17 protein-coding genes and 2 tRNA genes are annotated in these 16,679 nt (G+C 56.1%); 8 read left to right on the top strand and 11 right to left on the bottom strand.

Going from position 1 to position 16,679, the window contains the following annotated elements; translation table 11 throughout:
- Positions 1-151: 151 nt before the first annotated feature.
- Positions 152-1,429: an alkaline phosphatase gene (locus H7848_RS06395; RefSeq protein WP_208349139.1), complete on the bottom strand. Its 1,278-nt coding sequence runs from the start codon at positions 1,427-1,429 to the stop codon at positions 152-154.
- A gap of 199 nt (positions 1,430-1,628) precedes the next feature.
- Here H7848_RS06395 and H7848_RS06400 point away from each other — a divergent pair, with 199 nt between their 5' ends.
- The 3 genes from H7848_RS06400 (at position 1,629) to H7848_RS06410 (ending at position 3,347) form a co-directional block, all read left to right on the top strand.
- Entirely contained in the window at positions 1,629-1,961 is a 333-nt protein-coding gene (locus H7848_RS06400) for a hypothetical protein (RefSeq protein WP_208349140.1), read from the top strand.
- 330 nt (positions 1,962-2,291) lie between these two features.
- Positions 2,292-2,789 (top strand): hypothetical protein, encoded by a 498-nt coding sequence (locus H7848_RS06405; protein WP_208349141.1) that lies wholly within the window; start codon positions 2,292-2,294, stop codon positions 2,787-2,789.
- A gap of 108 nt (positions 2,790-2,897) precedes the next feature.
- On the top strand, positions 2,898-3,347 hold the full coding sequence (locus tag H7848_RS06410; RefSeq protein ID WP_208349142.1) for an MmcB family DNA repair protein: 450 nt from the start codon (positions 2,898-2,900) through the stop codon (positions 3,345-3,347).
- Here H7848_RS06410 and H7848_RS06415 read toward each other — a convergent pair.
- Positions 3,325-3,525: a DUF6324 family protein gene (locus H7848_RS06415; RefSeq protein WP_208349145.1), complete on the bottom strand. Its 201-nt coding sequence runs from the start codon at positions 3,523-3,525 to the stop codon at positions 3,325-3,327. The two genes, H7848_RS06410 and H7848_RS06415, sit on opposite strands and share 23 nt — an antisense overlap.
- Before the next feature lie 143 nt (positions 3,526-3,668).
- On the opposite strand from H7848_RS06415, the gene H7848_RS06420 reads away from it, so the two are divergent.
- A tRNA-His gene (locus H7848_RS06420) sits at positions 3,669-3,745 on the top strand.
- Positions 3,746-3,822: 77 nt separating this feature from the next.
- Positions 3,823-3,899 (top strand) — tRNA-Arg (locus H7848_RS06425).
- 368 nt (positions 3,900-4,267) lie between these two features.
- Here the strand turns inward: H7848_RS06425 and H7848_RS06430 are convergent.
- Genes H7848_RS06430 through H7848_RS06445 form a run of 4 tightly spaced genes read right to left on the bottom strand, consistent with a single transcriptional unit; the run spans position 4,268 to position 8,212 of the window.
- Complete coding sequence (locus tag H7848_RS06430; protein ID WP_208349148.1) at positions 4,268-5,014, bottom strand: proteasome-type protease; 747 nt, start codon at positions 5,012-5,014, stop codon at positions 4,268-4,270.
- Between the two features lie 22 nt (positions 5,015-5,036).
- A complete protein-coding gene (locus H7848_RS06435; protein ID WP_208349151.1) occupies positions 5,037-5,840 on the bottom strand; it encodes a transglutaminase family protein in 804 nt (267 codons plus the stop codon).
- A gap of 6 nt (positions 5,841-5,846) precedes the next feature.
- Positions 5,847-6,782 (bottom strand): alpha-E domain-containing protein, encoded by a 936-nt coding sequence (locus H7848_RS06440; RefSeq protein WP_208349154.1) that lies wholly within the window; start codon positions 6,780-6,782, stop codon positions 5,847-5,849.
- Entirely contained in the window at positions 6,782-8,212 is a 1,431-nt protein-coding gene (locus tag H7848_RS06445) for a circularly permuted type 2 ATP-grasp protein (RefSeq protein ID WP_208349157.1), read from the bottom strand. The genes H7848_RS06440 and H7848_RS06445 overlap by 1 nt, the downstream gene beginning before the upstream one ends.
- Positions 8,213-8,885: 673 nt before the next feature.
- Here H7848_RS06445 and H7848_RS06450 point away from each other — a divergent pair.
- The 3 genes from H7848_RS06450 to H7848_RS20165 all read left to right on the top strand — a co-directional run bounded on the left by H7848_RS06450 (position 8,886) and on the right by H7848_RS20165 (position 11,654).
- Positions 8,886-9,449: a GbsR/MarR family transcriptional regulator gene (locus H7848_RS06450; RefSeq protein WP_208349160.1), complete on the top strand. Its 564-nt coding sequence runs from the start codon at positions 8,886-8,888 to the stop codon at positions 9,447-9,449.
- A gap of 63 nt (positions 9,450-9,512) precedes the next feature.
- Complete coding sequence (locus tag H7848_RS06455) at positions 9,513-10,154, top strand: DUF4166 domain-containing protein (protein ID WP_208349162.1); 642 nt, start codon at positions 9,513-9,515, stop codon at positions 10,152-10,154.
- Between the two features lie 3 nt (positions 10,155-10,157).
- A complete protein-coding gene (locus H7848_RS20165) occupies positions 10,158-11,654 on the top strand; it encodes a TIGR01777 family oxidoreductase (protein WP_272874385.1) in 1,497 nt (498 codons plus the stop codon).
- Between the two features lie 20 nt (positions 11,655-11,674).
- On the opposite strand, the gene H7848_RS06465 is transcribed toward H7848_RS20165, so the two are convergent.
- The 5 genes from H7848_RS06465 to H7848_RS06485 are packed head-to-tail and all read right to left on the bottom strand — an operon-like array spanning position 11,675 to position 16,657.
- Positions 11,675-12,451, bottom strand: a complete 777-nt coding sequence (locus H7848_RS06465) for a citryl-CoA lyase (RefSeq protein ID WP_208349165.1) — start codon at positions 12,449-12,451, stop codon at positions 11,675-11,677.
- A complete protein-coding gene (locus H7848_RS06470) occupies positions 12,448-13,650 on the bottom strand; it encodes a CaiB/BaiF CoA transferase family protein (protein WP_237072614.1) in 1,203 nt (400 codons plus the stop codon). Before H7848_RS06470 ends, H7848_RS06465 begins: the two co-directional genes overlap by 4 nt.
- Positions 13,647-15,185, bottom strand: coding sequence for a tripartite tricarboxylate transporter permease (locus tag H7848_RS06475; protein WP_208349168.1), 1,539 nt, complete (start codon positions 15,183-15,185; stop codon positions 13,647-13,649). The genes H7848_RS06470 and H7848_RS06475 overlap by 4 nt, the downstream gene beginning before the upstream one ends.
- Positions 15,182-15,631 carry a tripartite tricarboxylate transporter TctB family protein gene (locus tag H7848_RS06480; protein WP_208349171.1) on the bottom strand — a complete coding sequence of 150 codons (450 nt, stop codon included), beginning with the start codon at positions 15,629-15,631 and terminating at the stop codon, positions 15,182-15,184. The genes H7848_RS06475 and H7848_RS06480 overlap by 4 nt, the downstream gene beginning before the upstream one ends.
- Positions 15,632-15,688: 57 nt before the next feature.
- Positions 15,689-16,657, bottom strand: coding sequence for a tripartite tricarboxylate transporter substrate binding protein (locus tag H7848_RS06485; protein WP_208349173.1), 969 nt, complete (start codon positions 16,655-16,657; stop codon positions 15,689-15,691).
- Positions 16,658-16,679 lie beyond the last annotated feature (22 nt).

The raw sequence follows: 16,679 nt of genomic DNA on the forward strand, positions 1-16,679 counted from the left end.
AATACTCAAATCCCGATCTATCCGATAACACATCGGTCAGGCATTTTGCACAACTTGCCAATCCAAGCAGTCCCGGCCAGCGCGCCGGGACCTCATAGCATAGCGATACAAATGACCGGCCCCGCGTACCAAAGGCTGGTCCTACCTTTCGTTATTGCATCGGAACGTTAAACAGCGTCCGGTGCATGATGCGGTAGACGTCAGTGCTGTCCATCAACGGTTCGACCAGATCGCTGTTCAGACCCGCGGTGCGGACCAGAATACCGCCCGCCATGTCGTTCGACCCGGCCCATGCAATGCCAAACGGGTGCTTCACCCCGTTGGCGTCAGGCGCCGTCATGAAAGCATCGCCAAAAGGCCCCTGCTGCCCGTGCAGGATACCACCACCCCGGGTTGTTGCATCGACCATTCCGGGGCCGTCCGTGGCCACCACCTGCAATCCGCTCGCATCTGAGTCAGCAGCCATTACCAGCATCGTATCCTGATTTTGACCTATGAAATCCAGAATAACACCCGTCGCCTGATCGGCCCGTGCCAAGGCCTCAAGCGTACCGGCGGCATTCATGTTGTTGGGGATGTTGTCTGTGCCTTCCTCTTCGATCACGGCGAAAAAGCCGTCTTCGTCGCGCGATACGATCTGAAGGGCGATGTCGGTCATCTCGGCGATGGTTGGTGCGGTTTCCAAATACGTTGGAAGACCGTCGATAGTGTTCCGGATCCATTCCTGATCATTGAATGTGTGATTATGGGCAAAAACACCCAGCACCATGTCTGTATTATCGACATCCAAAGCCATCAGTTCATCACGGGTGTAAACAACAGTGTATCCCAGTTCTTCTGCGCGTTCGATCAGGTTTACGCCATCCTGTCGTTCGCCCGCCCCGTGACGACCCTGGGTGCCCTCAGGCAACAGGAATCGTTCGCCGCCCGCCATGATCACCTGTGCGCCCGATGTGATGACCTGTTCCGCGATATCCTGAGTGTTCCGACGGCTTTCCGAGGATGCCACGAAAACAGCAGTGCCCGGTTCGGCGATATGACCTGTTTGCACCAGCGCCACGGCCTTGCCTGCCTGCAGGGCCTCTTGGCCGATGGACATGCGCTGCCCGGAGGCGGCGGTGATCTCTTCCGTGCCATTCATGCCAAAGCTGTCAGCCTGCACCTTGACGCCATAGGCATGGACCGTTGCGCCGCCATGGCTTGTCCCCGTCACCTGGTCGGCCATGTGGCCGGTGTAGACACCGATGCCAGGCAACCGATCCCAGTTCAGCTGACCATCGGGGCCTGCAATATGCATCCGCGCAGCCGTCCAATGGTTCAAACCCGTTCCGTCCGGGTGAAAAAAGATCACATTGCCGGTGTCCTGTGCGGCCACGGTCGATGCCCCCAGGGCCAAGCCAAAACAGGCGGCATAGGTTATGATTTTCATCAGAGTGCTCCAGTTCGTTTGTTAGCGATTGATCAGGCTGGCACAAATGCTGCCCATGGATGCTACATAGAGGCCTATGTAACAGTCAGGGCACAGGAATATGAAAGTGTTGTAAAGCCACAGGTTGAATGCAATTGATTTGCATTCCGGCGGAAACGAGATAGTTTATAGACTGAGTGTGAATGATCTGAGGTTACCGATGCCCAAACTGGTTCAGCTTTATATTCGTCAGTCTTTGATTGGATTTGTCATTGCGGGCTGCTTTGTCGGGTTGCTGTTTTACTTCAACGTTGCAAACCTGTGGCATTTGGTGACGCACACATCAGAAGGTTGGCTGGCGGCATTTTTGCTGTTCATGTTCAACGGTATTGTATTTTCCGGCGTTCAATTCGGCATTGCCATTATGCGGATGGAAGAAAAAGACGACACGCCATCAAATGGCCGTCCTGCGGCAATGCTGCAGCCGGTTCCGATCAAGGTTGAAAATATGTCTGATCAGCGGCGGGCCCGCACGCAACCGTGGGGTTCGTAATTCCCGAGGACCTGTATATACAGGTGGGCGCCAGGTAACTGGACCACGATCCAATCAGAGCCAGCTCCCTCGGAATTGCTTAAGGCCACCGGAATTTGACCCATATACGAGAAGGGCAGTACCCGCCAGATGTTTAGATAAGGTGGCGGGGGTGATCCGACAAGTCTTATCAATCGGTTAAACGCATCTGTTTAATCAAATTGTAAACAAGCTTACGAAAATACAACGCAACTTTCGCGGTACCTTCACGAAGTTTTAAACAGTGTCAGTGCATCTTGTCTTCGTAAACGCAAGGTAAAGTAAACGGTAATTGATGTAGGAGAAGGTCCAATGCACGCACTTATTCTGGACTCTCGTTTTTCGACAGTTGGTAAAATCGGCGCTGCTGTTAAGGCGCGCGGTATCACGACCAAACAGAAACTCACGGTTGAGGGCGCATTAGGCTTTCTCAGAACAGCCCCGGTTGATCTGCTGATCATTCGCGAATGCATCGGTGATGCGCACAGCCTGTCCGTTGCGCTGGCGGCTGAATACTATAACCCTAATGTCGCAACAGTTATTCTTAGTGACCGCAAGGGCGACGATGCCGATGAGCTTTTTGATCTTTTGCCATCACTGTATAGCCTGATGGGCAACGCATCGACACCGGAAAGCATTGCCGCCATTGCAGATGCGGCGTGCGAAATGAACCGTGATACGCCACTGATCCTGGGCAAACAGTTTCGCGTTTATGAAGATGAGGTGGCGATGCCGAAGGTTGCCAGGGTTTCACCTTTCTTCTCATCCGCACGTGTCGCGCAGCCTCTGCAGGTTGGTCTGTCGGCCTGACGCGCAGGGCGCCTCTTCTCCTAAATCATCGCTCTGGCCCCGGTAATATCCGGGGCTTTTTTATTTAAGTACACTTGTCATTGTTCATGTTTTGTTCATAATCAAGATATGATGATCGAGCTTCAACCAGGGCAACTTTTGGCGCGCGGGGTGTCGCGGCACCTTTTGTCATTGGATTTCATGTCGGTTCATGAATTTGTTCCAACTGCGGGACTGCGTGTGGATGTCATTGCTTTGGGGCCAAAAGGTGAGATTTGGGTCATTGAATGCAAATCCAGCCGGGTCGATTTTCAATCCGATCAAAAGTGGCAGGGGTATCTTGAATGGTGCGATCGATATTTCTGGGCTGTGGATTCGTCGTTTCCGACGGAATTGCTGCCGGATGATGGCGGTTTGATCATCGCCGATGCCTATGACGCTGAAATCCTGCGCATGTCCGATGAACAGAAACTGACCCCGGCGCGGCGCAAAATGCTGACCCGAAAGTTCGCCCGCCATGCTGCCCTGCGCCAACACATGGCGCGGGATCCTGACATCATGCTTTCTTCGGCGGTTTGATCGCACGTGCAGCTTTGGCTGCAGCAATGATTTCTTCGGCAATCTCTTCAGCTTCATCCGCATCGAAATCCATCGGAATTTCGGCACCATCGGCTTCGACATAAATGCGCACCATGCCCACATCTGTCGGACCGATCTGCAGATTGGCTTCGACGTCCTTTTCGCTGTTGATGCCCATCATCATTCTCCTGCTGACGGGGTCGTTTAGCCCATGGTGCAAGGCAGTTGCAACCAAATCGACTAACGGTGGTGACCTGCACCGGAAAAGCGGACGTATTTCCCTTGCAATTGATGATATGCGACGGTATCTGAACGATCGTTGCCGTCTTAGCTCAGTTGGTTAGAGCGCTGGTTTGTGGCACCAGAGGTCGGTGGTTCGAACCCACCAGACGGTACCATTTCAATTTTGCTTGTATGGCATTGGTGAAATTCCTGTTGCATGATGACAAGTGCTTGTCTAATCCATCCCTGTCGCGGTCCCGTAGCTCAACTGGATAGAGCAACTGACTTCTAATCAGTAGGTTGAGGGTTCGAGTCCTTCCGGGATCGCCATTTTTATAATATTTTACATATATTAAAGGATATTACTCTTTTGGGCTTACTGGTGCGCCATTCCAGTGAAGAAGTACTGAGGCAAGTTTAACATGCATCATTCTTTGCAACAATGCTGTCGTTCTAACGAATTCATGTATTGGCTCGATAGAATATTTAGAAGTAAATACGGTTCATAACTGCTGTTGAATGGAAATGGTCGCTACTACGAAGCGGCCCGCCATCCGGGCATTGCTGCAATTGCGCAATCACCGACCTTGATTTTGTATCTCAACAGATTTACGCGCGATGAAGTCTCAAAATCGCTAGTTCTGCCGTGCGCCGGGGTGGCTGAGCATGAAGAAATTCAGGAATAGCCCTGACTTCGACTATGTATCGTCCAGTCGATAAGGCGGAAGGTCTTGTACCGCGTTTTTCAGTGCCTCGCCCCATCCAAGGGACAGCGCTTCGAAATAGCTGTCGCCCTGGTCGATCCGTCTTTGGGTGCCCAGTCTGAGGCTGTCATTTTTGTAGACATGCAGGTCCAGCGGCAGGCCCACGGATAGGTTGGCCTTTAACGTCGAGTCGAAACTGAGCATCGTGATCTTTATCGCGTCTTCGAACGTCATATCAGTGGAAAAGGCGCGGACGATGATCGGCTTTCCATACTTGGTTTCGCCAATCTGAAAGAAGGGTGTTTCTTCGCTGGCCTCGACGAAATTTCCTTCGGGGTAAATCATGAAAAGCCGCGACTCGCCGCCCTTGACCTGCCCACCAAGGATAAGGGTGGCCGAGAATGCGGACTCGGCATTTGGTCCGGCATCGCCGGTCTGGTCGCGGATCACTTCCTGCAGGGTTTCACCCACAAGTTTTGCCACCTGATACATCGAAGGCACCTGAAGGATTGAGGGCGACCCCCGTTCTTCGGCCGGAAGCGCGCGTTCGTTCAGCAGACTGACGACGGCCTGTGTGGTCGCAAGGTTTCCCGCCGTCATGAGGGTGATGCAGCGTTCGCCGGTGGCTTCCCAGTGAAACATCTTTCGAAACACGCTGATGTTGTCGACGCCCGCGTTCGTGCGTGTGTCAGACATGAACACCAGTCCATGCTTCAGTTTTAGGCCAACGCAATAGGTCATAGTCGCTCCTTATTCGGACCAACTACTGCTGTGCGACGGTCACGTCCACAGTTAATGCTTCTGACCCTGCGCCAAACCTGAGACCCGAAATCGGAGCGGCTTCACCATAGTCCAGACCCGTGGCCACACGCACATAGCGATCATCCGGTGACATGGCATTCGAGATATCGAACCCGACCCAACCGATCCCATCTATATGCGCCTCGGCCCAGGCATGCGTTGCGTCCTGCTCGGTACGGTCATCCATCATCAGATACCCCGATACATATCGTGCAGGAAAATCCATCGCCCGTGCGGCCGCAATGAAGATATGGGCGTGGTCCTGACACACGCCGGACCCGCGTTCAATGGCTGTGTCTGCGCTTGTCGCTGTATCCGTTTGTCCGATTTCGTAGCGCACTGCATCAATGATGCGGGCAGAAAGCGCATGCAAAAGGGCGATGTCGTTATCATGCGCCTCGCGCAGACCTTTGGTCAGACGGCGCACATTGGGCGTCGCCCGGGTCAGTTCCGTGGACCTTTGAAAAAGCCAAAGCGGGATGCATCCGCGCTGTTTGCCCACCACACCGTGTTCGTCTGTCGTTTCGACAAGTCCGCGACATTGAATGGTGATCTCGGTCGCCGACGGATCAAAGGAAATCAGGGTCACGTCATTGGCATGATGGTCAGTGAATTCGGTTTCGATGCGACCCCCTTCGATCTCGATCGTCCAGTTTCTGATGGCCTGGCTTGATCGACTTTTGGGCGTTTTGCGCAGTTGCTGCAGCCCATAATGCACGGGGTGTTCAAACCGGTATTTGCTGGTGTGGCCGATGTTCAGCAGCATGGGCGCTCACTCCGTAAATTTAAAGTCTGTTTCAATTTCTGCCCCCAACCTGCCGGTTTCGGCCAAAAACTCGGTCAGGAATTCATGCAGACCCTCTTCGAATACCTCTTCGACGGTTTGTCGTGTCAGCCGTCTGTCCAACCGTTCGATGGTGTCATGACAGGCGTGCCAATCGCTGTATTCGGCATGAAGCATCCTAAGATTGCTCAGTATTTTTGTCACCGAATAGCGCAGACTGCGCGGCATGCGTGGGTCGAAGATCAGAAAATCTGCGATACCCATCGGTGTCGCCTTGCCATGGTTCAGCCTGTTATAGGCGCGCACCCCGGACACCGACCGCAGGATCGTTTCCCATTGCACGTTGTCCAAAGACGACCCGACCTGCATTACCGAAGGCAGCAGCACGTAATACTTCACATCCAGGATCCGGGCGGTGTTGTCCGCGCGTTCCAGAAACGTGCCCAGGCGGCAAAAGTCGAACATATCATTCCGCAACATTGACCCATGCAAGGTGCCGCGGACAAGGGCAGAGTGCTGCCGAATTTGTGCCAGGACATCCGGCAAATCCCGTTCGGGAACAGGACGGGCCAGTCGGTCTTTCAGGGACACATAGGCGTCATTGACGGCTTCCCAGACTTCCCGCGTGATGGCCGTGCGCACGATACGTGCGTTCTGACGGGCTTGGGAAAAGGACGACATGACAGAGGATGGGTTACCCGGATCACGCAGCAGGAAATTGATGACACGTGATTGCTCGACTGCACCATGGTTCGCAGTATAGGCTTGGTCCGCAGCTGCCGTTTTCAGCACGCTGGCCCATTCTTCGCTTCCCGGACGCGTCAGTGCGATCCGAAAACCCGTTTCAATCAATCGTGCCGTGTTTTCGCTACGCTCCAGAGAGCGAAACATCCAGAACAGGCCACCGGCGGTCTTGCCCAGCATCAGTCGTCCTCCAGGACCCAGGTGTCTTTTGTGCCGCCACCCTGGCTTGAATTGACGACAAGGCTGCCCTTTTTCAAAGCAACACGGGTCAGACCCCCTGGGATCAGCTGCACGCCGTTCGGACTGAAAAGGGCAAAGGGGCGCAGATCAACGTGGCGCGGCGCCAGGCCGGCCTTGGTCAGAATAGGCACGGTCGACAATGCCAGCGTTGGCTGCGCAATATAACCGCCCGGTTTGGCCTGCAGCTTGGCGCGGAACTGCTCGAGTTCTTTCCTGGACGCCGCAGGGCCGACAAGCATACCGTAACCGCCTGAACCATGAACCTCTTTCACCACCAGTTCGGCCAGGTGATCCAACACATAGGCCAAAGACTCTGGCTCAGAACAGCGCCACGTCGGCACGTTCTTCAAGATAGCATTTTCGCCCGTGTAGAACTCAACGATATCAGGCATATAGCTGTAAATCGCCTTGTCGTCCGAAATGCCGGTGCCGGGCGCATTTGCGATTGTGATCCGCCCGGCGCGATAGACGTCGAAAATGCCTGGCACGCCCAAAAGACTTCCAGGATTGAAATTCAGCGGATCAAGGAAATCGTCGTCCACACGGCGGTAAATGACATCGATGGGCTTGTATCCACGGGTGGTGCGCATGGCGATCCGGCCATCGCGGACCCTAAGGTCGCTGCCTTCGACCAGTTCGACGCCCATGTTATCTGCCAGAAACGCATGTTCAAAATAGGCCGAGTTGTGGATGCCGGGGGTCAGGATCGCCACTGTCGGCTCTGGGCTGGGATCGGGCGGCATACAGGCAGCAAGCGAGGCATGTAAGGCGGTCGGATAGCCGGCAACGGGCCGTACCTTGATACTGCTGAAAAGCTCGGGAAACATCTGCAGCATCGTTTCGCGGTTTTCCAGCATGTAAGAGACACCGGACGGCGTGCGGGCGTTATCCTCAAGCACGAAAAATTCACTTTCGCCCGTTCTGACCAGATCAGTTCCGACAATGTGGGTATAGATGCCACCGGGCGGCTCGACCCCCATCATCATGGGCAGGAAAGCCTCGTTCCGGGCGATCAATTCTTTGGGCACACGGCCTGCGCGCAAAATCTCTTGCCGATGATAGATATCGTATAAAAACGCGTTGATCGCACGAACACGCTGATCAATGCCCTTCGCCAGCAACGCCCATTCCTTACTGGATATGATGCGCGGCACGATGTCAAAGGGGATCAGCCGTTCCTCGGCATCGGCCTGACCGTAGACGTTGAATGTGATGCCGGTGCGCCTGAAAAAGGCCTCGGCTTCTTTGGCTTCCTTTATCAGTCCTTTGGGGTCTTCGCTCTGAAACCAGCTTGCATATGCGTCATAAGGCGCGCGCGTCACATCATTTATGCCGCGCATTTCATCGAAAAACTTCTGTCCGCTTGTCATACCTACACTCCCAAAGCTCAGCCTAGACCCTGGCGCGGGCCAGATACAATAAGCAGTCCATCGCGTTGATCATTGGTAATTTATACAATTAGAAAATGCCTATTTTTTAGGCAAATAAGTGCTGTGCGTATTTGCGAAACTGTGCGCATGTCATGAATCATAAACAGAAAAACCGAAATTCATCAGATTTGGTTGCGCCGCATGTCAGACAAATCCCAAGACAGTTATGGATTTTGCTGTTGAAGTAGAGTCAGGCAGCTGCCTCAAAACAATAGAAGCACCGATGTGTTGTCATCTTGGGTTTTCGGAATCTTCAAGCGTCAAATATCTCAAATCTCTAGGCCGACATAATTCGAACGCCATTTATAAAAGATTACATCGCTGTTCTGCGCTTACGGCATAGTTCTTCGGGTCAATGGCAGTCTGATACTGCTTCAAAATTACAGTGATCTGTTCTTCGCCAAAACGGGTTTCCGTCATATCCCGGTTCAAACAACATGCTTACCTCAAATTGGAAACATCCAAGAAGGGCAGGCCAAAATCTGTTGTATGCTTGCCCAGCAGGCCAATCCGATACCGGGCGTAAATCACGATAAAAACTAAAAATAGCGGCCTATGATGCCTTCCCGAATTTCGTCTTGACTTTCTGTCTGAGCAATCAGATATTTCTGTCATGACAGAAATAAATGACATATCTGAATCGCGTGTACGGGAACAGTTTGTTCTGTACTGGGGAAACATGGGCAGCCAGTGGGGGGTCAACCGGTCGGTTGCGCAGATCCATGCGTTGCTTTTCCTGTCGCTACAGCCAATGAATGCCGAACAGATTTCGGAACAGCTTGGGATCGCGCGATCAAATGTCTCGAATTCGCTTAAGGAACTTGTCAGCTGGAAACTGATTCAACGTGTTCCGGTGGCAGGTGACCGGCGCGAACATTTCGCAGCCGAGACGGACGTCTGGGAAATCGCCATGCGGATTGCTCAGGGCCGCAAGGAACGTGAAATTGACCCCGCACGTATCGCCATCGCCGACTGTGTCGCGCAGGCCGAGGTGGAAGAAGGCATTAACCCGGTCGTTCTGGAACGGCTGCGAGCGATGCAAGAGTTTCTTGAGACCACAGATAAATGGTATTCGCAAATGCTGGGTGTCCCCAAGAAACAACTGAATATGCTTATGAAAATGGGCGATAAGGTTTTTTCAGTTCTTCGGTTGACCAATCGAAAATCAGGGGAGTAAGTTTTTTTGCCCAATAATTTCTGTATAAACAGAAATAACTGATATTACCGAATGAGGTGACAGATGAAACATTTTATAACAGAGATGCAGCCCGCAATAGACCACCGATTTCGCGATCTGTTGGGTGATCAAGCATGGTTTCTTTTGCCGCCGGCCATCCGCCGCAGGTTCGGCAAGCGCCTGAAGGGCGGCAGCAGCGTGACCTATCAGGGGCAGGTCGTGACCATGCGGATGACAGCTGCGGGCTGGTGTTTCGCTCAGCTTGTTCGGCTGATTGGCAGCCCTTTGCCCTATGACCGCAGCAGCGCAGGGCAGGCTGCCGTCGTTGTGGTGACCGAAGATCAGCAAAGTGACGGTCAGTTCTGGGTACGGCAGTACGGCCGGGCGCAAGGCTTTCCCCAGGTCGTTCACAGCTCAAAACGATTTGATGGGCCAACAGGGCTTGAGGAATACATCGGTTATGGCGTCGGCATGGCGCTTCTTGTTGAGGCGACCGATGACGCGCTTTACTTCAAAAGTGCTGGCTATTTCATACAGCTGCGCGGGCGTAAGTTCCGTCTGCCCAAATGGCTGACCCCCGGTGCGCTGGTGATCGGCCATCACGACATGGGCGACAGTAACTTTCTGTTTTCCCTGCATCTTTCTCATCCATTTTTTGGCGAAATGATTGCGCAAGACTGCGTGTTTCAGGACGCAAAGGAGTAAACCATGAACGATCCCATCCTCTGGAGCCTTATTGCGATTCAGGTCGCCATGGGCGCCTTTGACACTTTGGTTCATCACGAAGGCACCGAACGTCTGGCCTGGCGACCGTCTCAGCGCCGCGAACTGCAATTGCATGGTGTGCGCAATTTCTTTTACGCGGTGATCTTTCTGACCTTTGCATGGATCGAACCGCACGGGGTCTGGACAATGATCCTGGCCGGTATCCTGATTGTCGAGGTTCTGATCACGCTTTGGGATTTCGTGGAAGAGGATCTGACCCGCAAACTTCCAGGGACCGAGCGGATCAATCACACTCTGCTGGCCCTGAATTATGGTGCGATACTGGCCCTGGCCGCGCCCATCCTGTGGACATGGTCACAGATGCCCACAGCCCTTCTTCCCGCGAACTATGGCTGGTGGAGCGTTTTTGCGACGTTATCCGCATTGGGTGTTGGTATCTTCAGCCTGCGCGATCTGCTGGCTGCCCAAAGAAGCGAACGACTGGATCGTGGCGATCCGGCCAGACTGGTGGATGCGCTGCCGCCGCGGCAAAAGCTGCTGATCACCGGTGGCACTGGCTTTATCGGTAATCGTCTGGTCAAGGCGCTTGTGGCCGCAGGTCATGATGTGACGGTGCTGACCCGGTTCTTGCGGAACGCCGATAGCCTGGCGCATCCGGTGCGGGTGATCACGACGCTTGACGCGATCCATGCGCAGGACCGTTTCGATGCCATCATCAACCTGGCTGGTGATCCGGTGGCCAACGGTCTTTGGACGCAGAAAAAGCGCGCCCGTATCATAGCATCCCGCGTTCAGATGACCCGCGCATTGGATGCCCTGATTGACCGATTGAACGTCAAGCCGCGCGTTGTGATATCAGGCTCGGCTGTTGGGTATTACGGTCTGCAGGGTGATCAGATCCTGGCCGAGGATGCCGACCCGAAGCCGGCGTTTGTGCACGATGTCTGCAAGGCCTGGGAAGAAAGCGCTGCGCCAATCGCACGGCACGGTGTTCGGTTGGTGGTCCTGCGCATCGGTCTGGTGCTGGGTGTGGAAGGCGGGATGTTGGCCCGGTTGCTGACACCTTTTGAGTTCGGCGGCGGGGGCGTCATGGGATCAGGCCAGCAATGGATGCCATGGATCGCCTATGACGATATGATCCGCGTGATCGCCTTTGCAATTGCGGATGATACGCTGGAAGGGCCGGTCAATGCCACGGCACCAAACCCCGTTCGCAATGTCGATTTCACGGGGGCCTTGGCCAAGGCGCTGCATCGTCCCGCCTGGTTGCGCATACCGGCTTGGGCTATTGGTCTGTTGGGCGATATGGGGCGTGAAACGATGCTGGGCGGGCAGCGGGTTGTTCCCGCGAAACTGACGCAGCACGGGTTTGTTTTCGACCATGAGGAAATCGCACCGATGCTGGCCCGGATCACAGGGTCACGTACGGCGGGCGCTGATTTACGTCATCAAGCTTCGGTTAGGGTGTCGGACGCATAAAGCGAATGATCATCGTGCGGTCAGGTTTGACCGTCATAGGTCCAGCGGTACTTCGGTGGCGTTGGGCCTTTGTTGCGCCCGCCCTGTTCGGTCTGTTCCCACGCGTGGGCCAGGATGCCAACGGAACGGGACAGCACAAACAAACCTCGGGCCAGCGGGGCAGGGAAGCCAAGCTCGGCGTGAATGACCGCCGTTGCACCATCGATGTTCATCGGAACCGGTTTTGAGGCAGTTTTGGCCAGATGCTGTTCGACAGCCAACGCGATCTGACGAAAGCGGCCGGTGACGACGCCTTTGTCCGCGGCGGCCTTGACCAAAGTCATCAGGGCCGGTGCGCGGGGGTCGACCGGGTGGAAGCGGTGACCAAAACCCGGCACATAGCGACCATGGTCGCGACGCCACTGATCAACTTGCTCGGGCGCGGCATCTGGCCCACCGGCCGCGTCGATCTGATGATAAAGCTCAACAGCCTGTTCGCCCGCACCGCCATGCACATCGTCCAGCATATTGACGGCACTGGCCATCGCACCGTTCAGGGCCACCCCGCAGGTCACAGCCATGCGCGCAGTCGCGATCGAGGGCGCCTGCGGCCCGTGATCAACGGCCGCGACCAATGTCGCCTCAAGAAGTTTCGCGGCGCGGGGGTCGGGTCGTTCGCCGCGCAACATCAGCCAGATCATCTCGGCAAAGCTAATCTGACCGATCAGATCTTCGACAGGTTGGCCGCGCAGCGCGATGCGCCCGGGCTCCATATCGATGATCGCAGTGCGCCACCAGTCAGACACATCATTCGTCATACAGCGCCCCCTTGCCGCAAGGCCGCAATTTCGGCGGCATCATAACCTGCGGCAGCCAGTATATCGTTAGTATCGCCACCAAGTGCGGGGGGCGGTCGGTCGACAGTGGGCGCGGCCCCGTCGATCTTGACGGCCGTTCGCACCGTTTGCACAGGCCGATCCACGCCCGGCACCCCGTCAAACTGGCCGATCAGACCCCGGTCAGCGACCTGCGGATGGGCCAGCGCCTGGGGCACGTCCATCACCAGACCGGCGGGCACGCCGATGGCGTTCAACTCGCGGACCCATTGGGCGGCGGGGCGGGTTTGCAAAACCGTCTCAAGATCAGCCCGCAAGGCATGTCGATTGGCTTTGCGGTTTTCCCGGTTGCTATAGTCGGCCCGCTCCAGCAGGTCCGCGCGGCCCAGGTGATGGGCCAAAGCCTCCCACTGTGTATCGCGGTTGGCCGCAATGTTCAGCAGACCGTCAGCGGCGCGAAACGTACCCGATGGGGCCGAGGTCATGTTTTCATTGCCCACACGTGTCGGCCTGACGCCAGCCACCAGCCAGTTCGAAACGGCCCAGCCCATCGTGGCCAGCACAGCCTCCATCATCGACACATCGATCAGACAGCCCCGCGGTTTTGCGTTTAAAGCCGACGTAATCGCCATGGCCGCAGTCAGCCCGCCAATCGTATCGGCCACAGGATAGCCGACCCGCAAGGGGTCACCCTCGGGCGTTCCGGTCAGCGCCATGACACCCGCCACACCCTGCACGATCTGGTCATAGGCAGGCCGGTCGCGCCACGGGCCATCCTGACCAAAGCCCGATATCGCGGCGTAGATCAGCGATGGATTGTCAGCGCGCAGCACATCCGGCCCAACGCCCAGGCGGTCCATCACGCCGGGGCGGAAATTTTCGACCAGAACATCCGCGTCGCGCACAAGACGGCGCAACACAGCCTTGCCGTCATCATGTTTCAGATTCACGGTGATCGACCGTTTCCCTGCGTTCTGCGCCAGGAATGACGCCCCCATATTGGCTGCATTCAGGGCCGGGTCCGCCCCAAGCTGCCGGGCCAGATCACCGCGCCCGGGCGCCTCGACCTTGATGACATCGGCCCCCAGATGCGCAAGCTGATGACAACAAAACGGCCCCGCCAGTACGTTTGTCAGGTCAAGGACACGTATACCAGACAGAGGTTTTATGGCATTGGTCAATCGCCGCTGGCCCCTGTGCGTTTATAGGCAGCATCCTTGATCCGCCGGATCTGTCCCGTCAGGGCGGGCAGCACCAGACACAGGGCTGCGATGCCAAGGATCGTCACCGTCAGCGGGCGTTCCCACAGGAAGGACCACGACCCGTCGTTGATCAGCAAGGCGCGGCGCAGGTTTTCCTCCATCATGCCGCCCAGGATGAAGCCCAGGATCATCGGGGCCATCGGAAAATCCAGCAGGCGCAAGACCACGGCGACCGTGGCAAAGATGACCATCAGCTGGATATCGAAGGTGTTGAAGCTGACGAAATAGACCCCGATCAGGCTGAAGAACAGAATAAGTGGCAGCAAAAAGCGTGACGGAATTGCCAGAATGCGCGCGATATAGGGGATCAGTGGCAGGTTCAGGATCAGCAGGATGATGTTGCCGATCCACATGCTGACAATGACAGACCAGAAGATTTCCGGCTGGTCTATATAAAGACGCGGTCCGGGCTGAATGCCATAGCCGATCAGCGCCCCCAGCATGATCGCTGTTGTGCCCGACCCCGGTATACCAAGTGTCAGAAGGGGCACAAAGGATCCGGTCGCCGCGGCATTGTTTGCGGTTTCCGGTGCCGCCAGTCCACGAACGGACCCCGTTCCGAATTCTGCACCTTTCTTTCCTGCCAGCCGTTGTTCGGTGCCATAGGCCAGAAAGCTGGCGATTGTGGCGCCTGCACCGGGCAGGACACCAATCAGGAAACCCAGGATCGAAGATCGCCCGATAACCGGGGCCATTTCTTTGACTTCGGCGCCCGAAACCTTCATCGATCCCAGTTTTTGCGCCGCCTCCTTTTCCTCTAACCGGGCCGCGTCGCCCTTGGGTTTCAGGATGGCCATCAGGGCCTCGCTTAGTGCAAAGGTCGCCATGACCAGCAGCAGAAAGCTGATGCCATCCACCAGGTCGATCATGCCAAGGGTAAAGCGCGCGACGCCTTGCGTTTGGTCGGTGCCAACGGTCGATAACATCAGCCCGACGACCGTCATCAACAGCGCCTTGATCATAGACCCCTTGCCCGCGAAAGCCGCCACCGCCACAAGGCCCAGCACCATCAGCGCGAAGTAATCGGTCGAATGAAAGGACAGTGACACGCGCGCCAGCGACGGGGCCGCGACCAGCAGCAAAAGGGCACCGACGACACCGCCGGAAAAACTGGAATAAGCCGCAATCGCCAGGGCCTTGCCCGCCATCCCCTTGCGCGCCATCGGGTAGCCATCGAAGGATGTGGCTACGGTCGACGCGACCCCCGGCGCGTTGATCAATATCGATGAGGTCGAGCCACCGAAGATCGCCCCATAATAAACCGCCGCCATCAGGATGATACCCGCCGATGGGTCCAGCGTTGCGGCAATCGGGATCATCAGCGCGATGGCCGACATCGGCCCCAAGCCCGGCAGCATACCGATAAAGGTGCCCATCAGGCATCCCATCATTACAAACAGCAGATTTTCGATGGTAAATGCGGTCGACAGACCGATCAGTATGCCTTCGATCAATTCCAGCCCTCCGGAAATGGTGCAATATAAACCTCAAGTCCCTGGGTCATCAGCAGCCAGAACAGGACAACCAGCGGAACCGAGACTGCCGCCAGAAGCCACAGACGCCGTTCCCCCAGCACTGCAAAGCCCACAGCCAGGAAAAGGGTCGTTGAAATAAGAAAGCCAAGCGGGCGAACGGACAGCCCGTAAATCGACATCCAGACCAGGAAAAAGGCGACGCGGCCCCAATCCAGCCCCCGCAGATCCGGCAGATTGCGGCTTGGCCGGATCACAAGGATCGCGGCCAAGCCGATCCCCAGAACAGCCAGGACCATCGGCATGGTGCGCGCTGTAAAGGCATCGCCGCGCTGAAACGGCAACAATCTGATATCACCGATCTTGAACGCATAGAATGCGCAAAAGGCCAGGATCAGTATCCCCCCAATTCGGTCTTTGGTTAACATATGGAAAATCCCCTTGGGGTGCAAAAAAGGGCGCCCATGTTTCGGGCGCCCGTCTCTTTACAAAAAGCCCAACTGGCGCATCAGATCGCCGATCTGCTGCTCCTGCGCCTCAAGGAATGTCACGAATTCATCACCTGGGTTAAAGATTTCGACCCATCCGTTACGCGCGCGGACGGCTTCCCATTCTTCGGTATCATACATCGCTGTCAGCGCATCACGATAGGCCTGTACACGTTCGTCCGAAATACCGGGGGCGGCAAAAAACCCGCGCCAGTTGACAAAACTGGTGCCCGGTGCGCCAGCCGCATCGCAGGTAGGAGCACCATCGGCTGCAGGCACCTCTTCCATTGCCGTCAGGCACAGGATGCGCACCTCGCCCTGACGGGCCAGTTCGATCGCCTCACTCAGTCCGGTGGACAGGGCCTGGATTTCGCCAGACAGAAGACCTGCCATCGCAGGGCCGCCCGTATCATAGGGGATATACCGGATGTTCGCCGGATCGGCGCCCGCATTCTGCATGATCATGGCCGCGACGATGTGGTCCATACCACCTTGCACTGACCCGCCACCGATGGTGACCGATCCGTTGTCGGCCTGATAGCGGTCAACAAGATCCTGGAAGGTGGCGATTTCGCTGTCTGTGTGCACCACAAGTGTCGCATAATCGCCAATTGTCCCGGCCACAGGGGTCAGGTCGCGGAAGCTTTGCGGGAAGACACCTTGTAGCGATCGGATCACGATGGGCGTCGAATTGACCAGCAGGACGTTTGGATCGTCTGTTTCGATCAGATGCGCAATCGCACGACCGCCGCCGCCGCCCGACATGTTTTCATAGGTTGCGCTGCCCACAAGGCCCGCGTCTGTCAAGGCCAGGCCGGTGCCGCGTGCAGTACCGTCCCAGCCACCGCCGGCGCCCCCTGGAATCAGAAAGTGAATCTTGTCGACCACCTGATGGTTTTCGGCCTGCGATACCTGACCCACCATTATGGTCATGGCCGCCAAGGCGCCCAGCATCCTGAACTTCATATTGTATCCTCCCGTTTGGTTG

This window comes from Pseudaestuariivita rosea (assembly GCF_017592335.1).
GTDB classification, from domain to species: Bacteria; Pseudomonadota; Alphaproteobacteria; order Rhodobacterales; family Rhodobacteraceae; genus Parasulfitobacter; species Parasulfitobacter rosea.